At 69.5% G+C, this 16,752-nt stretch carries 14 protein-coding genes; 8 read left to right on the plus strand and 6 right to left on the minus strand.

Annotation, left to right across the window (positions count from 1 at the left end):
* The first annotated feature begins 38 nt into the window (after nucleotides 1-38).
* Both MRBLWH3_RS07820 and MRBLWH3_RS07825 read left to right on the plus strand, forming a co-directional pair.
* Complete coding sequence (locus tag MRBLWH3_RS07820) at nucleotides 39-1,472, plus strand: glycoside hydrolase family 32 protein (protein WP_363430256.1); 1,434 nt, start codon at nucleotides 39-41, stop codon at nucleotides 1,470-1,472.
* Nucleotides 1,473-1,798: 326 nt separating this feature from the next.
* The gene (locus tag MRBLWH3_RS07825) at nucleotides 1,799-2,593 is read left to right on the plus strand and encodes an IclR family transcriptional regulator (RefSeq protein ID WP_363430258.1); all 795 of its coding nucleotides are present in this window, start codon (nucleotides 1,799-1,801) and stop codon (nucleotides 2,591-2,593) included.
* 12 nt (nucleotides 2,594-2,605) lie between these two features.
* Here MRBLWH3_RS07825 and MRBLWH3_RS07830 read toward each other — a convergent pair whose 3' ends face one another.
* The 3 genes from MRBLWH3_RS07830 to MRBLWH3_RS07840 are packed head-to-tail and all read right to left on the minus strand — an operon-like array spanning nucleotide 2,606 to nucleotide 6,090.
* A complete protein-coding gene (locus MRBLWH3_RS07830; protein WP_363430260.1) occupies nucleotides 2,606-3,358 on the minus strand; it encodes an IclR family transcriptional regulator in 753 nt (250 codons plus the stop codon).
* 37 nt (nucleotides 3,359-3,395) lie between these two features.
* Nucleotides 3,396-4,541 (minus strand): alanine racemase, encoded by a 1,146-nt coding sequence (gene alr / locus MRBLWH3_RS07835; protein WP_363430262.1) that lies wholly within the window; start codon nucleotides 4,539-4,541, stop codon nucleotides 3,396-3,398.
* 25 nt (nucleotides 4,542-4,566) lie between these two features.
* Nucleotides 4,567-6,090: an amino acid permease gene (locus tag MRBLWH3_RS07840; RefSeq protein ID WP_363430264.1), complete on the minus strand. Its 1,524-nt coding sequence runs from the start codon at nucleotides 6,088-6,090 to the stop codon at nucleotides 4,567-4,569.
* 286 nt (nucleotides 6,091-6,376) lie between these two features.
* Between MRBLWH3_RS07840 and MRBLWH3_RS07845 the strand changes: the two genes are divergently transcribed.
* The 3 genes from MRBLWH3_RS07845 to MRBLWH3_RS07855 are packed head-to-tail and all read left to right on the plus strand — an operon-like array spanning nucleotide 6,377 to nucleotide 10,214.
* Complete coding sequence (locus MRBLWH3_RS07845; protein WP_363430266.1) at nucleotides 6,377-7,432, plus strand: homoserine dehydrogenase; 1,056 nt, start codon at nucleotides 6,377-6,379, stop codon at nucleotides 7,430-7,432.
* Nucleotides 7,433-7,437: 5 nt separating this feature from the next.
* Nucleotides 7,438-8,838: an aldehyde dehydrogenase family protein gene (locus tag MRBLWH3_RS07850; protein ID WP_363430268.1), complete on the plus strand. Its 1,401-nt coding sequence runs from the start codon at nucleotides 7,438-7,440 to the stop codon at nucleotides 8,836-8,838.
* The gene (locus tag MRBLWH3_RS07855) at nucleotides 8,835-10,214 is read left to right on the plus strand and encodes an aspartate ammonia-lyase (protein WP_363430270.1); all 1,380 of its coding nucleotides are present in this window, start codon (nucleotides 8,835-8,837) and stop codon (nucleotides 10,212-10,214) included. Before MRBLWH3_RS07850 ends, MRBLWH3_RS07855 begins: the two co-directional genes overlap by 4 nt.
* A gap of 34 nt (nucleotides 10,215-10,248) precedes the next feature.
* On the opposite strand, the gene MRBLWH3_RS07860 is transcribed toward MRBLWH3_RS07855, so the two are convergent.
* Nucleotides 10,249-10,692, minus strand: a complete 444-nt coding sequence (locus MRBLWH3_RS07860; RefSeq protein WP_363430272.1) for an Lrp/AsnC family transcriptional regulator — start codon at nucleotides 10,690-10,692, stop codon at nucleotides 10,249-10,251.
* A 120-nt stretch (nucleotides 10,693-10,812) separates the two neighbouring features.
* Between MRBLWH3_RS07860 and MRBLWH3_RS07865 the strand changes: the two genes are divergently transcribed.
* The 3 genes from MRBLWH3_RS07865 to MRBLWH3_RS07875 are packed head-to-tail and all read left to right on the plus strand — an operon-like array spanning nucleotide 10,813 to nucleotide 13,906.
* Entirely contained in the window at nucleotides 10,813-12,063 is a 1,251-nt protein-coding gene (locus tag MRBLWH3_RS07865; protein WP_363430274.1) for a trans-sulfuration enzyme family protein, read from the plus strand.
* A complete protein-coding gene (mmuM, locus tag MRBLWH3_RS07870) occupies nucleotides 12,063-12,959 on the plus strand; it encodes a homocysteine S-methyltransferase (RefSeq protein ID WP_363430276.1) in 897 nt (298 codons plus the stop codon). Before MRBLWH3_RS07865 ends, mmuM begins: the two co-directional genes overlap by 1 nt.
* A 29-nt stretch (nucleotides 12,960-12,988) precedes the next feature.
* Nucleotides 12,989-13,906, plus strand: a complete 918-nt coding sequence (locus tag MRBLWH3_RS07875; protein ID WP_363430278.1) for a DMT family transporter — start codon at nucleotides 12,989-12,991, stop codon at nucleotides 13,904-13,906.
* A 267-nt stretch (nucleotides 13,907-14,173) separates the two neighbouring features.
* On the opposite strand, the gene MRBLWH3_RS07880 is transcribed toward MRBLWH3_RS07875, so the two are convergent.
* On the minus strand, nucleotides 14,174-15,760 hold the full coding sequence (locus MRBLWH3_RS07880) for a hypothetical protein (RefSeq protein WP_363430280.1): 1,587 nt from the start codon (nucleotides 15,758-15,760) through the stop codon (nucleotides 14,174-14,176).
* A gap of 140 nt (nucleotides 15,761-15,900) precedes the next feature.
* Entirely contained in the window at nucleotides 15,901-16,746 is an 846-nt protein-coding gene (locus MRBLWH3_RS07885; protein ID WP_363430282.1) for a helix-turn-helix transcriptional regulator, read from the minus strand.
* Nucleotides 16,747-16,752: the final 6 nt, after the last annotated feature.

The raw sequence follows: 16,752 nt of genomic DNA on the forward strand, positions 1-16,752 counted from the left end.
CGACGGGGCGGACCATGCGGCCCGAGTTTCATTTCAGCGTGCCCGACAATTGGAAGAACGACCCGCAGCGGCCGATCTTCGTCGACGGCGAGTACCACTACTACTACCTGTACAACGCGGACTACCTCGCCGGCGGCATCGGCACGTCGTGGCGCCGGGCCACCACCCGGGACCATGTGAGCTTCGTCGATCACGGTGTCGCGATCGAGAAGTTCACCGATGGAAACGGTGACTGCTGGTCGGGATCGCTTGTCATCGACACGGACGACACCGCCGGGTTCGGACGCGGAGCGGTGATCGCCGTGGTCACCCAGGCCCGGGTCGACCAGGTGCCCGAGGGCGGCCAGGCACAGTTCATCTGGTACTCCACCGACGGCGGCCGATCCTTTCGGCCCGGCGGGAACGACCCGGTGCTGGCCGACCCGGACCGCAACGAGTTCCGCGACCCGAAGGTGATCTGGGACGGCCGCCGCGACCGGTGGTTCATGGCCCTCGCCGAGGGCCACCGCCTCGGCTTCTACGCCTCGCCCGACCTCGCGACCTGGACGCAGGTCGGCCAGTTCGCCCGCGGCGACCTGGGGCTGCTGGAGTGTCCCGACATCTTCGAGATGACCGCCGACGACGGATCGTCGCAGTGGGTTCTGGGGGTCAGCGCCAACGCGAAGCACCGCGGCCTTCCTGCCACCTACGCCTACTGGACGGGCGCCTTCGACGGCAGCCGGTTCCTTCCCGATGCGCCGGAGCCCCGCTGGCTCGACTGGGGCTTCGACTTCTACGGCGCCGTCACCTACCCGCACCACGACCGCTCCGGTGCGCAAGACCCGTCCCTTCGCCACGCGATCGGCTGGGCGAACTTCTGGGACTACCCGCACAACACCCCCACCCTCGTGACCGACGGCTACAACGGCGACGACATGATCGTCCGGGACCTCCGGCTGGTGCGCGAGCAGGACGGATACGCCCTCGCCGCCACTCCCACCGCCGCGTTGACGGAGTACACCACTCGCACGCACCGCCTCGGCGACGTCGACGTCGCCGGTGACCTCGATCTCGACGTCCGCGCGCCCGCGTACGACCTGAGCTGTGAGATCCAGTGGGATTCCGAGGCTGTCGATCACACCGGCGACATCGGCTTCGAGGTGTGCCGCGCCCGCGGCGGGTCGCGCTTCGTCGCCGCCGGGCTCAACCTGTCCGGTCCGCACGCCTATCTGGACCGGACGCTGACCGTCAACCCCACGCGAGGCCGCACGCAAGCCCCGCTCGACCCGTCAGGCGGACGCGTGGGGATCCGCCTCCTGGTCGATCGCACGAGCGTCGAGCTGTTCGTGGACAACGGCCGGAGCGTGCAGTCGCACCGCGTCTTCCCGGCCGCCGGAGATGACGGCATCCGACTCTTCGCGCGCGGCGCGAGGGCGGTGTTCCGTGATGTGACGATCAGCGAACTCTCCGTCCCGACGCACACGCGCGTGTGAGGGAGGCGAGAACGCCACCGTCGTCTCTCCGCTGCCCGTCGCGGAGGATCAGCCGGAGCCGCGCCGCAGGCGCCCGGGCGGACGGATGCTGTCGCCCTGGCGGCGAGCATCGCCGCTGTGCTCGCGGTCGACCTGGTGAGCCTGGGCGCGCTCGACGGGAAGAGGGGGACGTTCGTCGTTCCGGCAGACGTCGATCTGCGCGACGACGTGCTCGTCGACGTCTCGCAGGAGCCCTCGACGGCGATCCCGCCCACTCCGGCGACTCGATCGTGCGCGGCGAGCTCGACGTCAGCTGAGCCGCGGAGTTTCCTGGATATCCTCTCCTTGTGTCGCTTCGTGAGGATCTCGTACCCGAGCGGACCAGCATGGGCCGAGGGATCGACGTGCTTTCCCGCGTCGCTCAGCTGTCGGCGTCGAGTGCGCACGGTGCATCCGTCCAGGACATCGCCCGGGAGCTGCAGCGCGACCGCTCGCAGATCTCGCGCACGCTCGCCGCGCTGGCAGCCGAGCGGCTCGTGACGCGAGGACCGGACGGTCTCTACCGCCTGGCGTGGGGCTGGTATGCGACGGCCGAGCAGCTGGTCGACCGGCGCCTGCGCAGCGAGGGCCTCACGATCCTCGACGACCTCTCCGCGGCCGTCGAGGAGGCGTGCTTCCTCGGCGTTCTCGAGGGTGACGCCACGGTCACCATCGTCGAGAGCGTGCCCGCCGGCGCCCGCATGATCGGTTCCTGGATCGGCCGCGGGTACCCGGCGTTCTGCAGCGATGCAGGCCAAGCGGTGCTGTGGGATGCGTCGGACGACGAGATCCGCGGAGTGTTCAGCCGCACCGAGTTCCGAAGCACCGGCCCGAACGCGGCCACGTCCGTCGAGGAGTTCCTCGCGCGGCTGGCACAGGCGCGGACCCGGGGCTATGCGATCGTGGCGGAGGAGGCCGAGCCGGGCCTGTACTCGGTGTCGGCGCCCGTCTGGGACTTCCGGGGCGAGGTCATCGCGGGCGTCCAGATCGTGGGAGAGCGCCACCGGCTGGAGCCGAGGTCGTCGGCCCTGGGGGCCGCGTGCGTCGACGCGGCGCACCGGCTCTCTGTGGCGCTCGGCGCCGCTGCCGCGCCGACGAGCTGAGTCCGCCCGGCGTCACGGTTCCCGGACCAGTCGGGTCAGACGCGTGTGGGCATCGCGGAGCGCGCCCTGCGCCTCACGCACACGGCGCGGCGAGAGCGCGCCGCCGCTGACGCCGATGGATGCCACGATGCCCCGGTCATCGCGGATCGGCAGTGCGTACTCCTGCACGCCTTCGACGTACTCCTCGCGCGCGTTCACCATCCCCAGGTCCCGGTCGCGCTCGAGGAGCTGGAGGAGCTCATCGACCGACCGCGCTGCACCGGGACCGCCGACGCCGACGAACTGGACGTCGTCGAGGAGGGCGTGGAGCTCCTCACGGGTGTGGTCCCAGAGCAGTGCCCTGCCCGCACCGGTGCACCAGATAGGGGTGACGATGCCAGGGCGAAGGTAGTCGGCCGCCACTCCGGGACCTTTCTCGGAGCGCAGCAGGATCGCGCCCGGTCCCTCGGCCGCCATCAGCTGGGCCGAGACTCCCAGCCGGGAGGTGAGAACGCGCAGGTCCTCGCGGGCCGCGCGCAGCCACGGTCGGCTCAATGCGCCGGCGGCGCGGAAGTACTCGTCGCCTGCGCTGAAGACCGCCGTGTCGTCGCGGTCCAGGTAGCCCAGGTCGCGCAGTTCCCGGGTAAGGCGCGAGACTCGGCTCCGTTCGATCCCGGTCACCTCGGAGAGGCGGGAGGCATTGTGGCCCTGGCGCCCGGATCGCTCCTGCGCGACAGCCGCATCGAGCAGCGCGATCCCCTGCAGCAGTGAGGAAGGGGCGGTCATGGTTCGATGCTTTCTGGCCGTCGGGGTCACTGTTGCGTCACGGAGTGGGAGTCGGCTCGCAGACCGGCACGTTCACGACGACGCGTGGGTTCAGCCGACCCCACGCGGTATAGGCGGCGGCGGCGATGGTGCCGCTTGCCCGCTCGATGTCGGCCGAGAGGATCTGTGCCGATCCCTGCCGTCCGTAAAGTACCACTTCGTCTCCGACGCCGGCCGAGGGCACATGGGTGACGTCGACGATCAGGCTGTTCATCGCGAGCCGGTCGACCACCCGCGCGAAGGTGCCGCGAACGAGCACGCTCGCGCTGCCGCCGAGCACGCGCGGATAGCCGTCGGCGTACCCGACAGGCACGACGGCCAGCCGGCCGGGGCCGTCGAGCCGTCCGGCTCGGTCGTACCCGATGGTGCTGCCCGCGGGGTACGGGTTGATCGCCGCGACACGGGACACGAGGCGCATGGCGGGGCGCAGCCCGGGGACGGCCGCCGAGGTGTCCCCGTAGAGCGCCGCACCGATCCGCACCATGTCCATGCGTGACTCGGGGACGCTCAGCGCCGCGTACGAGGTGGCGCAGTGCTTCTCGAGGAGCCCGCGAGGAGCGCCCAGCAGCCGCTCGGCGGCGCCGGCCTGATTCCGGAACGCGTGGGCGCCGGCGATCACATCGTCAGCGTCCTCGCACGGGAAGTGCGAGCAGATTCCGACGACGGTGAGCTCACGGCTCGCAGCGATGCGACGGAGGTACGGCTGCGACCTCGGGTCGTTCCAGTCCACTCCGTCTCGACTGAGCCCGGTGGAATTGAGGGAGAGGTGGGTGCGGACAGGGCGCCCGAGCGAGCGGGCGGCGGCGGTCAGGACGCGCGCGTGATCGTCGCCACCCACCCACTCTTCGATATCGAACCGGCCACCGTCCTCGACCTCTTCGCGCAGCGCGGCGCGGAGCCGGAGGATGCGCCCGGAGAAGCCCCGTCGGCGCGCCTCCTCCGCCTCGGTGTTGGAGGTGATCCCGATGACATCGACGCCGGCCGCCATCAGGATCGGGAGCACGACCGAGATGCCGTGTCCATAGGCATCCGCCTTCACCACCCCGCACAGCCGCGTCGTGGTCCCGAGTTCGCCGCGCACGAGATCGAGGTTGTGGGCGATTGCACCGGCGTCGATCTCGACCCAGGCGGGTGTCGTGCTCATGGGCAGCGGTGGTCGGTGTCCGCGACTAGCCGCGGGGCCGCCGGTGGGGCTCTTCGGCGACGGGGTCGTCCGCCTCGTCGACCGGGGCCTCCTCCGACACCGCGACGACCCGGCGCGCGCCGCGGCGTCCGTAGCGCCACCAGAAGTACAGGTAGCAGAGGCCGACGAAGGGCACCCCGAAGTACAGCGCCGCGACCTGGTTCGGGTCGAACGCGATGGCCACGAGCGAGATCGACAGGAGCACGAAGGCGACGATGGGCAGCGCAGGGTAGAGCGGTGTGCGGTAAGGCAGCGCCGAGACGTCGCCCCCCTCGCGCACGAACCTGCGGCGGTGGAAGAACTGCGACGCGACGATCGACATCCACACGGCGACGACGGCGAATCCCGCGATCGACACCAGCACCAGGTAGACGGTCTGGGGCGCGATCACGCTGGAGATCAGTGAGACGAGGCCCAGTGCCAGGCTGACGGTGAGGGCGACCAGGGGGATGCCCCGGCGGGTGAGGCGCTGCAGCACGCGCGGCGCGTGCCCCTCCTCGGCGAGGGAGAAGAGCATGCGAGCGCAGGAGAACAGGCCGCTGTTGCCGGCGGAGAGCAGCGCCGTGATGATGACGAAGTTCATGATGTCGGCGGCGTACGGGATGCCGACGTACTCGAACACGTCCACGAACGGGCTGCTGGTCAGGCCCGCGTCCTCGTACGGGAGGAGTGCGGCGATGACGGTGATCGACCCGACGAACAGGACCAGCAGTCGGAGGACCGTCGACCGGATGGCCTTGGGGATGTTCTTGCCGGGATCCTTGGTCTCACCGGCGGCGACGCCGATCAGCTCCGAACCGCTGAACGCGTAGAACACGGCGAGGGCGGTGACGACGACGCCCGCGACGCCGTTCGGGAACAGGCCTTCCGGGGTGACGAAGTTGCTGAACAGGGGAGCCGCGGGATGCTCGCTCGAGAGAGGGGTGAAGCCGAAGATCGCCATGCCGCCGAACACGATGAGCGCGACGATGGCGACCACCTTGATCAGCGAGAACCAGAACTCCGTCTCACCGAAGACGCGCGCCGAGATCGCGTTGACGCCGAAGAGACCCAGGGCGAAGATCAGGCACCATACCCACACGTCGACGCCGGGGAACCACCGCTGCATCAGGATGCCGGACGCCGTGAACTCTGAGCCGAGCGCCACGACCCAGCACAGCCAGTAGAGCCACGCGGTGGTGAAGCCCGTGGCGGGGCCGATGGAGCGCGCCGCGTAGATGTGGAACGCGCCCGAGACCGGATAGGCCAGCGCCAGTTCGCCGAGGCAGGCCATGACCAGCCAGACCACGAACGCGCCGATGAGGTAGGCGATGATCGCGCCCAGCGGGCCGGCCTGGCTGATGGTGTAGCCCGAGCTCAGGAAGAGCCCGGACCCGATCACGCCGCCGAGGGCGATCATGATCAGGTGGCGCGCGTCCATGGAGCGCTGCAGTCGTCGCAGCGGCACCTGTGTCGCGGTGGTGTGGGGGAGAGCGTTCGGAAGCTCACTCTGTTCGGGCAACGGGCTCATGACTTCTCGCATTCGAGTCGGGAGTCGGGTGTGGGATGTCGCCGTGCTACATGATCACAACAATGTGTCTATGGTGCACAACGCATATGTCGGGCAGATTACGGGGCGCGAGGGCCCGTGCACAAGGCATCCGCGGGAATTCGCGGCGAACGGGGGCTGTTCGGGCAGTTCTTTCGGACGGTGGTCAGTCTGACATCCTGTGCGAGCGATCCGGCAGGCGCGAGCTGACGCGCCGGCTGGGGATGCTGGGTCGAACCTCTTCCCGAATCTCTTGAAGGAGCTCGACGTGGACCGTCATGACATCGCGCTGATCGGCTTCGGCGGCGTCAACCGTGCGCTGGCGCAGATCATCCTCGACCGCGGCGACGAACTCGCCACCGACCTCGGCTTCACGCTCCGCGTCGTGGCCATCACCGACCTCCGCCTGGGCTCCCTGATGCAGGCAGACGGCATCGACCTGGCGGAGGTGTTCGCGATGTCCGACGGCGAGACCTTCGCGGGCAAGCCGGGTGGCACGGCGGCGCCGCAGAACGATTACGTCATCCGCAACAGCACGGCCGACATCGTGGTCGAGGCCACCTTCACCAACCCGATCGACGGTGAGCCGGGGATCTCACATGTGCGGGCCGCGCTGGAAAGCGGCAAGAGCGTGACCACGACGAACAAGGGGCCGGTCGCGCTGGGCGGGCTCGAGCTCAATCGTCTCGCGGCCGCGAACGGCGTCACCTTCCAGTACGAGGGGTCGGTCGTCAGCGGGACGCCCATCCTGCGATTCGCGTCCGAGACGCTCAAGGGTCTGCGGATCGACGCGGTCGAGGGCATCCTCAACGGCACGAGCAACTACGTGCTGGGTCAGATGGAGTCGGGAATGACGCTGGACGACGCTGTCGCGGAGGCGCAGGCGCTCGGTTACGCCGAGGCGGACCCGACGGCGGACATCGAAGGCTCAGACGTCCAGCTGAAGGTCGTGATCCTGGCCAACGAGCTCCTCGGTGCCGACATCACCACGGCCGACGTGACCCGTCGGGGGATCTCCGAGGTCTCGGCCGCCGACATCATCGAGGCCGCCGCGCAGGGCAGGCGCTACAAGCTGATCGGGTCGGCGTTCCGCAACGCCGCCGGAACGGTCACCGCGAAGGTCGAGCCGGTGGCGCTTGCGCTGACCCACCCGCTCGCCAGCGTCAGCGGCCCGACGAACGCGGTCTCCTTCGACACCGATCTCCTCGGCACGGTGACCGTCTCGGGCCCCGGCGCCGGGCGCATCGAGACCGCCTACGCGCTGCTGTCGGACATCATCGCGATCGACGCGCACCAGCGTGCTCGCGCCGAGACCGTCCGGTGAGCGTCATGGCGAACACGCAGACCATCTCCGGCTACCCCGATCTGGTCGTCACGAGTCCGTTCGACGGAGAGCCGATCGGGGCCGTCCCGCAGAACGGACCCGCCCAGCTCGACCAGATCCTCGAACGCGCCCGCACCGGGCTCCAGCTGTCGCGGTCGCTGTCGCGATTCTCGCGGCACAAGGTCCTCGCGCGTGCGTCCATGCTGCTGGGCGAGCGCGCGGAGACCGCAGCCGACCTGATCGTGCGGGAGGCGGGGAAGACGATCCGCCAGGCGCGGAAGGAGGTCGCCCGTGCGGTCATGACGCTTTCGCTCTCTGCCGACGCGGCCCGCTCCGATGCGGGGGAGGTGGTCCCGTTCGATGCGTTCGAAGGCTCGGAGAACCGGCGCGGGTGGTTCACCCGCGAGCCGCTGGGCATCATCGTCGCCATCACTCCCTACAACGATGCGCTGAACCTCGTCGCGCACAAGCTGGGTCCGGCCATCGCCGGCGGCAACTCGGTCGTGCTCAAGCCGTCCCAGCTGACCCCGCTGACCGCGCGGTTCCTGGTCGACCTGCTGATCGACGCGGGCCTGCCCGACGAGATCATCACGGTCGTGCACGGCGACCGTGAACTGGCACAGGCGCTCATCTCGGCCCGTGAGGTGCGCATGGTGTCCTTCACCGGAGGGTTCGCCACAGGTGAAGCGATCGCCCGCAACGCAGGTCTCAAGAAGCTCGCGATGGAACTGGGCGGCAACGCCCCGGTCATCGTGTTCTCCGACGCGGACATTCCCGCCGCGGTCGAGGCGTGCGTGTCCGGCGCATTCTGGGCGGCCGGGCAGAACTGCGTGGGGGCGCAGCGCATCCTCGTGCAGAGCGCAGTGTACGAAGAGTTCCGTGACCGGTTCGCGGCGCAGACGATCGTCCTCAGCGCCGGCGACCCCCGCGACGAGACCACCGACGTCGGCCCGATGATCTCCGTCGCGTCCGCGGAAGCCGCCGAGCGTCTCGTGGACGACGCGGTGGCCGCGGGAGGCCGCGTGCTGGCGGGGCACCGCCGGGAAGGCGCCGTCTACTGGCCGACCGTCGTCGAAGGGGTGCCGTTCTCGTGCGAGCTGTGGGCCGACGAGGCGTTCGCACCCGTGGTCGTCCTCTCGCCCTTCGAGACCGAGGACCAGGCGATCGCGCAGGCGAACGAGATCGACTACGCGCTGCACGCGGCGACCTTCACCCGCGACATCACGCGGGCGCTGCGGGTGGCGGAGCAGCTGGAGGCCGGGGGTGTGATGATCAACGACTCCTCCGACTACCGGGTCGACAGCATGCCCTTCGGTGGGGCGAAGTACGGCAGCATGGGCCGCGAGGGCGTGCGATTCGCATACGAGGAGATGACCCAGCCCAAGGTCGTCTGCATCAACGCATGAGCACACTCGCCACCCGACTCGAGCGCGATTCGCTCGGCGAGCTGGCGGTGCCGGCCGAGGCCTATTGGGGCGTGCACACGGCCCGCGCCCAGGAGAACTTCACGATCAGCGGCACGCCGATCTCGCGGCATCCCGATCTCGTCGACGCCCTTGTCACCGTGAAGGATGCTGCTGCCGCCGCCAACCACGAGCTCGGGCTGCTGCCGGCGGGCGTGGCGGAGGCCATCGCCGTCGCGTGCCGGAGGGTGCGCGCCGGTGAGCTGCACGACCAGTTCTGCGTCGACGTCCTGCAGGGCGGTGCGGGGACCAGCACGAACATGAACGCCAACGAGGTGATCGCCAACGCCGCCCTGGAGCACCTGGGGCTGCCGCGCGGCCGCTACGACGTCGTGCACCCGATCAACGACGTGAACCGGAGCCAATCGACCAACGACGTCTACCCGACCGCGGTCAAGATCGCCGTGGCGAAGGGCCTCTTGCGGCTGGTGCCGGAGCTGGAGGACCTGGCCGAGGCGTTCGAAGAGCGAAGCGCCGCGTTCGGCGCCATCGTCAAGATCGGCCGGACCCAGCTCCAGGACGCCGTGCCGATGACCCTCGGCGACGAGTTCGCCGCGTTCGCGGTCGCCATCCGCGAAGACGTGGTGCGCATCGGCGACACAGTGCCGCTGCTGCTGGAATGCAGCCTCGGCGGCACCGCCGTGGGCACCGGCGTGACCGCTCCGGCAGGCTATCGGGATGTCGCCCTCGAGCGACTCCGCGAGGGTTCCGGGCTTCCGCTGACTCCGGCGGCGCACCTGTTCGAAGCCAGCTGGGATGTCAGCGCCTTCCTGCAGTCCTCCGCGGTGCTGCGCCGCACGGCGATCAAGCTGTCGAAGATCAGCAACGACCTCCGGCTGCTCGCCAGTGGTCCGCAGGCGGGTCTCGGCGAGATCCGCCTCCCCGCCCGCCAAGCCGGGTCGTCGATCATGCCGGGGAAGGTCAACCCGGTCATTCCCGAAGTGATGAACCAGATCGCCTTCGCGGTCATGGGGGCCGACGTCACGATCGGCGTCGCCGCCGAGGGCGGCCAGCTGCAGCTGAACGCCTTCGAGCCGATCATCGCGCACTCGCTCCTGCAATCGCTGAGCTGGGTGACCAACGGCGTCTCGGCGCTGCGCCGGTTCTGCGTGGAGGGCATCGAAGCGAACGACACCGTGCTCGCGCGCTACGTGGCGTCGTCTGTCGGCAGCGTGACCGCCCTGGTGCCGTCCATCGGCTACGAGGCGGCCGCCCGGGCGGCTCAGTACGCGCTTCGCACCGGCATCCCGATCGCCGATGCGGTGTCGCAGCACACCGGACTGTCGCGGGAAGAGGCGGCTGCGCTCTTGGCGCACTGAGGTGCGCTGCCGCCCGGACTCCCGGGCGGCAGCGTCACCGCCGGTCGATCGCCCGCGACAGCGAGATCGCGGTCACGGTGTCGGCCACGCCCGGCAGGGCGGCGATCTGCTCCCAGATCTGGCCCACGCGATCCATCGAGTCCGCTTCCAGCGTCACGAAGAGGTCGTACGCCCCCGACAGCACGTCGCAGCGGGTGACCTCCGGGATGCCGCGCAACGCAGCGATCACCCGATCGTCTCGCATGCGGTCGACGCGGTAGACCATGACCATCGCGGTCACGCGTGGCCGCGACGCGGCGCCCCGGAGGACGGTGTAGCCGGCGATGACGCCGTCGCGCTCCATGCGTTCGATGCGCTGCCGCACCGCGTTGCGCGACAGGTGCACCTGGGCTGCCAGGGTGACCATGGGCAGCCTCGCATCCGCGGTCAACGCTGCGAGCAGCTGCTGGTCGATGTCGTCCAGGTGCGATGCGGCCACGATGTCTCCGTGCACGATTGGCAATTGCAAGTGTTAATCGCACACACTACCGTAGAACAGGGGCGCCGTGTCGAGCGGCGACCCCGGTATCCCGTCTCTTCGCTGGAAGTTAGGAACGCAATGCCGCAACGGCCGGACCGCCGACGGGCCGACACCCTGTCGGACCTCACCCTCGCTGTGCACGGCGGCAATCGCCTCGACTCCACGAAGGCGCTGCGCACGCCGCTGGTGATGGCGAACTCCTACGAGCTTCCCGACGATCCGAGCGACATCAGCTGGTCGGCCTCCGCGCCGGGGCTGTACACCCGCAACACGGGCGTCAACCAGGCCGGCTTGCAGGACAAGCTCGCCGCCCTCGACGGAGGCGAAGACGCTGTGGCGCTCGCATCCGGGGTCGCGGCCCTCCACGCCGTCTTCTTCACGCACGTCCGCGTCGGCGACCACGTCATCGTCAGCGATGTCACGTACGAGGCGACCTGGCGACTGTGGACCGAACTTCTGCCACAGCGGTACGGCATCGAGGCGACGTTCGTCGACGTGGGCGATCTGGATGCGCTGCGCGCGGCCTTCCGTCCCCACACACGGCTCGTCTGCATCGAGGCCATCGCGAACCCCACCACGAAGGTGGCGGACGTCGCAGCCATCGCGGAGATCACCCGCGCCGCCGGTGCGATCCTGATGGTGGACTCGACCTTCACGCCGCCGCCGCTCTACCGCCCGCTCGCCGACGGCGCGGATCTCGTCGTCCACTCGCTGACCAAGTACATCAACGGTCACGGCGACGCCATGGGGGGCGCCGTGATCGGCTCGCGCGAGCTCATCGAGCCGATCAAGGCCGACGCCATGGTCGATGTCGGTGGGGTGATCTCCCCCTTCAACGCCTGGCAGATCCACCGCGGCTCGGTGACCCTCCCGCTGCGTCTCCGGCAGCACATGGCGTCGGCGCTCGCCGTTGCCGAGTTCCTCGAAGACGACTCGCGAGTCGAGTACGTCTACTATCCCGGTCTGCCTTCACACCCTGAGCATGCTCTGGCGACGCGGCAGTTCGGCGGTCGCGGATACGGCGGCATGATCGCCTTCGCCGTCGCGGGCGACCCCGACACCCAGAACCGGTTCGTCGCCAACCTCCGGCTCATCACGTCGGGCTTCTCCCTCGGGCACGACGACTCGCTGATCGTGCACACCGGGACCGAAGGCGGTCGCGTCGCCACCTACCCGCTGCCGTTCCGCACCTTCGGCCACCTGCGCCTCTCGGTGGGCATCGAGGAGACCTCCGATCTGCTCGCCGATCTCGAAGCCGCCCTCGACGCGACGTTTCCGTCGCGAGCGCGCCGCTCACACGCCCTCGAGTCGGAGAGGATGGGCGGGTGATGACGTCGCGGACACCGCCGGTGGTCGTGCTCGATGGCGGGCTCTCCAACGCCCTCGCCGAGCGCGGACACGACCTCACCGACGGCCTCTGGACCGCGCGCCTGCTGCGCGACGCGCCTGGTGAGGTGGCTGCGGTGCACCGCGCGTATTTCGACGCGGGTGCGCGGGTCGCCACCACCGCCAGCTATCAAGCGAGCTTCGCCGGGTTCGAGCGCGCCGGAATGACCCGCCACGAGGCGAAGGATCTCATCACCCGAAGTGTGACGATCGCCCGAGAGGTGCGCGACGACGTCGCGGCGTCCGCCGGTGACGACGCGGTCCGACTGGTCGCGGCGTCCGTGGGCCCGTACGGAGCGGTGCTCGCCGACGGATCGGAGTATCGCGGCCGCTACGGCCTGAGTCGCACCGCGCTGCGCGACTTCCACGCCCCGCGGATGGAGCTGCTGGCAAGCGCGGGCCCCGACATGTTCGCGCTCGAGACGATCCCGGATCTCGACGAGGTCTCGGTACTCCTCGATCTCGCCGACGAACTCGCGACGCCCGCGTGGCTGTCGTGCACCGTCGCTGGGGACCGGTTGCGCGACGGCCGGCCGGCAGCCGAGGCATTCGCGCTGGCCGCCGACCGTGATGGCATCGTGGCCGTGGGCGTCAACTGCTGCGCGCCGGGCGACGTGCTGCCTGCCGTGTGGTCCGCGATCGAGGCGAGCGGCAAGCCCGCCATCGCCTACCCCAACTCGGGCGAGACCTGGGATGGCGCGGCTCGTCGATGGGTCGGTGAGCCCGAGTTCGACACGGCGCTCACCACCTCCTGGGCTGAGGCGGGCGCGCGCTTCATCGGCGGATGCTGTCGTGTCGGCCCGGCGGCCATCGCCGCCATCGCGGGGGCGCTTGTGTAGCCTGAGGCCCACCGCGGAGAGGGGGACGGATGCCTTCGACCATCGCTTCGTTCCCCGTGCTGGGCATCGTCCTGGCCGTCGCCTCGGCAGCCATGCTGGCCCTCGGCAACATGATGCAGGCGCGGGGAGTGCGAAGCGGCGAGGCCGGAGCCTTCGGCGCCAAGCAGTTCTTCGCGCTCCTTCGCAACAGGCCCTGGGTGATCGGCGCGCTGCTGATCGCGGCGGCGATCCTGCTTCAGCTGGCGAGTCTCACGTTCGCACCGCTCATCGTGGTGCAACCCGTCGGGGTCGTCGCGCTCGTCTTCGCTTCGCTGCTCACCGCTCGTGCGACACACCGGAAGCCCTCCCGGAGAGAGATGCGCGCCATCGCGACGAGCGTCATCGGAGTGGGTGCTTTCGTCACCGTCGCCGCGCTCGTGAGCACCCAGCGCACCATCCAGGACCGCCAGCTCGTCGCCATCCTGCTGACGCTCGCCGTCGTGCTCTGCGTCGCGATCGTGTTGGCCGTCGTCGGGCGCGGACATCGCATGCCCGCCGTCCTGATCGTCATCGCTGCCGGCGTGTTCTCGGGGTTCGTCGCGACGCTCGGCAAGACCGTCATCCTGCGGGTGCAGACGGTCCTCACCGCCCAGGACTACCGGTTCGACTCCTCGAACCTGCTGACGCTGGCGTGCCTCATCGGGATCGCGATCTCGGGTGGTCTGTCGATCTACCTCATCCAGCGGGCGCACACCGTCAACTCGCCCGAAGTCGTCGTCGGCGGACTCACGGTCATCGATCCCTTCGTGGCCGTCGTGCTCGGCATCACGATCCTCGGCGAGGCGACGGGTGCGCCGGTCTGGTCGCTCCTCGTGCTGGCGGCCGCCGGCGCGGTGGCGGTGTGGGGTGTGTTCGATCTCGCCCGGGCTCAGCAGGCGAGCGTGAGCAACGCATCGCTCGAGAACTGATCCGAACGGATGCTGCGAGAGCGGAGTCGCTCCGTGGCTCGGGCGTTTCGACTCGCTTCGCTCGCAGAGGACCGTGCCGTTGCTCGGGACGGTCCGTGCATCGGGGCAGCCGGCGTCGGCGAAGCCGGCGACGATATCGGCGGTCGAAGGATGGCCGCGCTGGCGCTGGTCGACGTTCCGCATGAAGGCGGCGCAGCGCATACGCCGAGCGTCGGGGAGCGCTCCGACCGCGAAGGGGCAGGGGGTCGCGGGTCGAGATTCGTCTGCTCACGCTTCGGTGGAGGGAGGGCGGCGGCGCACGGGGCGTGAAGGACGGGTCGGGGGAGGGGTCGGTTGGTCGATCGGAGCGGTCGACGCGTTTCGCCTGACTCGTTCATCGCTCCGCGACCGAGAGGGACGGAGGGGTTCGACCGTCTCGTGGGTGCGCGGGCTCGGAACGGTTGCCGACGGCGGATGAGCGGCCTCAGGAGCAGGCGCCAGCTGCGCGGGAACGGTCGCGGCCGGCTGCTTCTTGATCAGTTCCGCCACGGCGATCGGGATGCTTCCGACCGCGGCCGTCACCAGCGCAGTGAGCGCGATCGTCTGCGGTGATTCGACTCCCAGGGCGTAGGCGAGCACGGAAGGGAGGATCGCGGTGAGAATCGCGGCCATAGCCAAGGCGAGGAACCTGTTGAACTGCGTGAAGAGCCAGAAGCCGAACAGCACGGCCAGCGAAAGCCCGAAGGGGAGGAGAACCGTGCCCAGCAGCATCCCACCGCTCCACGATGCGAGGCGTTCCGCGGGCCATTCCGAGAACGCGAGACTGCCTGCCCACTGGAGCAGCAGGAGCGGCACGCAGATCAGTGCGGCCGTCAGAACGATGACGAACGTCAGCTGCATGACCAGAGTTCGGACGCTGGAGATGTAGGTCGGACGGATTTCGACGGTCGGCAGGAAGACCCGTCCCGCGTGGCGCTTGAGCGCCGTGTACGCTTCCGTCCCGCGCATGCCCTCACGGATCTCGGTCATCTTCGCCCGAGCCTCATCCGAGATGACCATGACCTCGCTTTGCGTGATGACCTCCTCATCCGGGTCGAGCACCGTCACCTGGCGGAGCATCACGGTCATCTGCGCGAAGGACAGTCCCGACACCATCAAGCCGCCGACCAGTACCGCCTGCAGGAGGATGAGAGGGTCGCCGCGGACGACAGCATCTGAAAGCAGCAGGAACGACAGCGAGAAGTAGAGCAGCGCCGGCACGACCAGCATGTCGTTGAGGGTGCGCCTCTTGAGGCTGACGATGCCGACCAGTCCGGACTGCATGGCGGCGGCGAATGTCGTCCCGCCGACCGACGCGTTGCGAATCTGCTCCCAGGCATCGGGCCACCCTTCGTCGCCGTACTTGGCGACGTACCCGCTCTTCAGGGTGTCGTGGAAGTACCGCTCGTCGGTGGAGGCGATCGCGCGCATCAGCGCCTGCCCCTCGGCGTCGAAGGTGAACTTGAGTCCACCGATGCACCGCAGCAGGAACTTGAACTCCGACAGCGGCATGAGCTCGAGGTCTTTGAAAGCGGGCCGACCGCCGAGCCTCTCCAGCACGCTCGGCCGGCGCGCCACCATCTGCATCATCGAGCGCAAGACCTCGATCAGCACCACGGTCACCACGACGAAGATCGCCTCGAGCCAGAATGGCTTGCCCGCACGCAGAGCGGTCGTCAGAGCGATGCCCAAGGCGACCTCGCTGGCCACGTTCCAGAAGATGCGAGCCAACGGAGAGAGGAACAGCACATAGACGATGCCCGCGGCATACCTCGTGACGTTCAGTGCCGTCCAAGGGTCGTTCAGCCGGAGGTCGGGGGGAGTCGCTGACGTCACAGCATCCCCCTTCGCGCCGCAGGATTCCGGCGGTGCACGACTCGGGCGACACCGCCGAATAGCCGCATGATATGGCGCAATCCGCCGGGCTGCCAGGGGCACGCGCACAGCGGGTGAGGACGCGCGTCGCGCACGCGATCTCAGCGGCCGGCGGCGATCTCCTGCGTGCCGATCACCGAGAGCAGCTGCAGCCGCTCGTAGCTCGGGGTACCGGGCGTCGCGGTGAGTACGAGAAGAGTCTGCCCCTGCTCGGGGTCGATGAGGAATTGGCATTGCATGTCCATCACGCCCACCTCGGGGTGCTGCAGGCGCTTCTCGCGGGCATGCGTCGAGCGCACCTCGTGCTCGGCCCACAGTTCGGCGAACTCCGGGCTCTCGCGCAGCAACGCAGACACCATCGCGCCGGCACGCGAGTCGGCGCCGAACTTCGCGTAGGCGGTGCGGATGTCGGCGGTGAACGCGCGCGAGTGCATCGGGTGGTCCTCGGTCGGGTAGACGTTGCGCGCCGACGGATCGACGAACCAGCGGTAGCCGACGCTGCGCAGGAAGCCCTCGAAGCGCGTCTCGTCGCCGAACAGGGCGCGGGCGGCGGGCGTCTGGGCGAGCGTCTCGCCGAGCTCGGTCATGACCTGCGCGGGAGTGTCGGCGAGGCGGTCGAGAATGCGCATGAGGCCCGGCGACACGTGCTCGCCGCGCAGCGCCCGCGCCGGCGCCGTGTGACCGGCGAGCCGGAACAGGTGGTCGCGCTCGTCGAGCGTCAGCCGCAGGCCGCGGGCGATCGCGGCGAGCATCTGCTCGGACGGCTGCGGACCGCGGGCCTGCTCCAGCTTGCTGTAATAGTCGGTCGACATGTCGCACAGCACCGCGACCTCCTCGCGCCGAAGTCCCGCCGTGCGGCGGCGCGACCCGCGCCGCAGCCCGACGTCTTCGGGCTGCAGCGCCTCGCGGCGGCGACGCAGGAAGTCGGCCAGCTGTGCTCTGTCCATCCCCTG

The sequence above is a fragment of the Microbacterium sp. LWH3-1.2 genome (genome assembly GCF_040675855.1).
GTDB lineage: Bacteria > Actinomycetota > Actinomycetes > Actinomycetales > Microbacteriaceae > Microbacterium.

Coding starts and splice junctions, on each gene's coding strand:
- MRBLWH3_RS07885 (WP_363430282.1), bottom strand. CDS start 16,746: ATGGACAGAGCACAGCTGGCCGACTTCCTGCGTCGCCGCCGCGAGGCG.
- MRBLWH3_RS07830 (WP_363430260.1), bottom strand. CDS start 3,358: ATGACCGCCCCTTCCTCACTGCTGCAGGGGATCGCGCTGCTCGATGCG.
- MRBLWH3_RS07875 (WP_363430278.1), top strand. CDS start 12,989: ATGCCTTCGACCATCGCTTCGTTCCCCGTGCTGGGCATCGTCCTGGCC.
- MRBLWH3_RS07865 (WP_363430274.1), top strand. CDS start 10,813: ATGCCGCAACGGCCGGACCGCCGACGGGCCGACACCCTGTCGGACCTC.
- MRBLWH3_RS07850 (WP_363430268.1), top strand. CDS start 7,438: ATGGCGAACACGCAGACCATCTCCGGCTACCCCGATCTGGTCGTCACG.
- MRBLWH3_RS07840 (WP_363430264.1), bottom strand. CDS start 6,090: ATGAGCCCGTTGCCCGAACAGAGTGAGCTTCCGAACGCTCTCCCCCAC.
- MRBLWH3_RS07855 (WP_363430270.1), top strand. CDS start 8,835: ATGAGCACACTCGCCACCCGACTCGAGCGCGATTCGCTCGGCGAGCTG.
- mmuM (WP_363430276.1), top strand. CDS start 12,063: ATGACGTCGCGGACACCGCCGGTGGTCGTGCTCGATGGCGGGCTCTCC.
- alr (WP_363430262.1), bottom strand. CDS start 4,541: ATGAGCACGACACCCGCCTGGGTCGAGATCGACGCCGGTGCAATCGCC.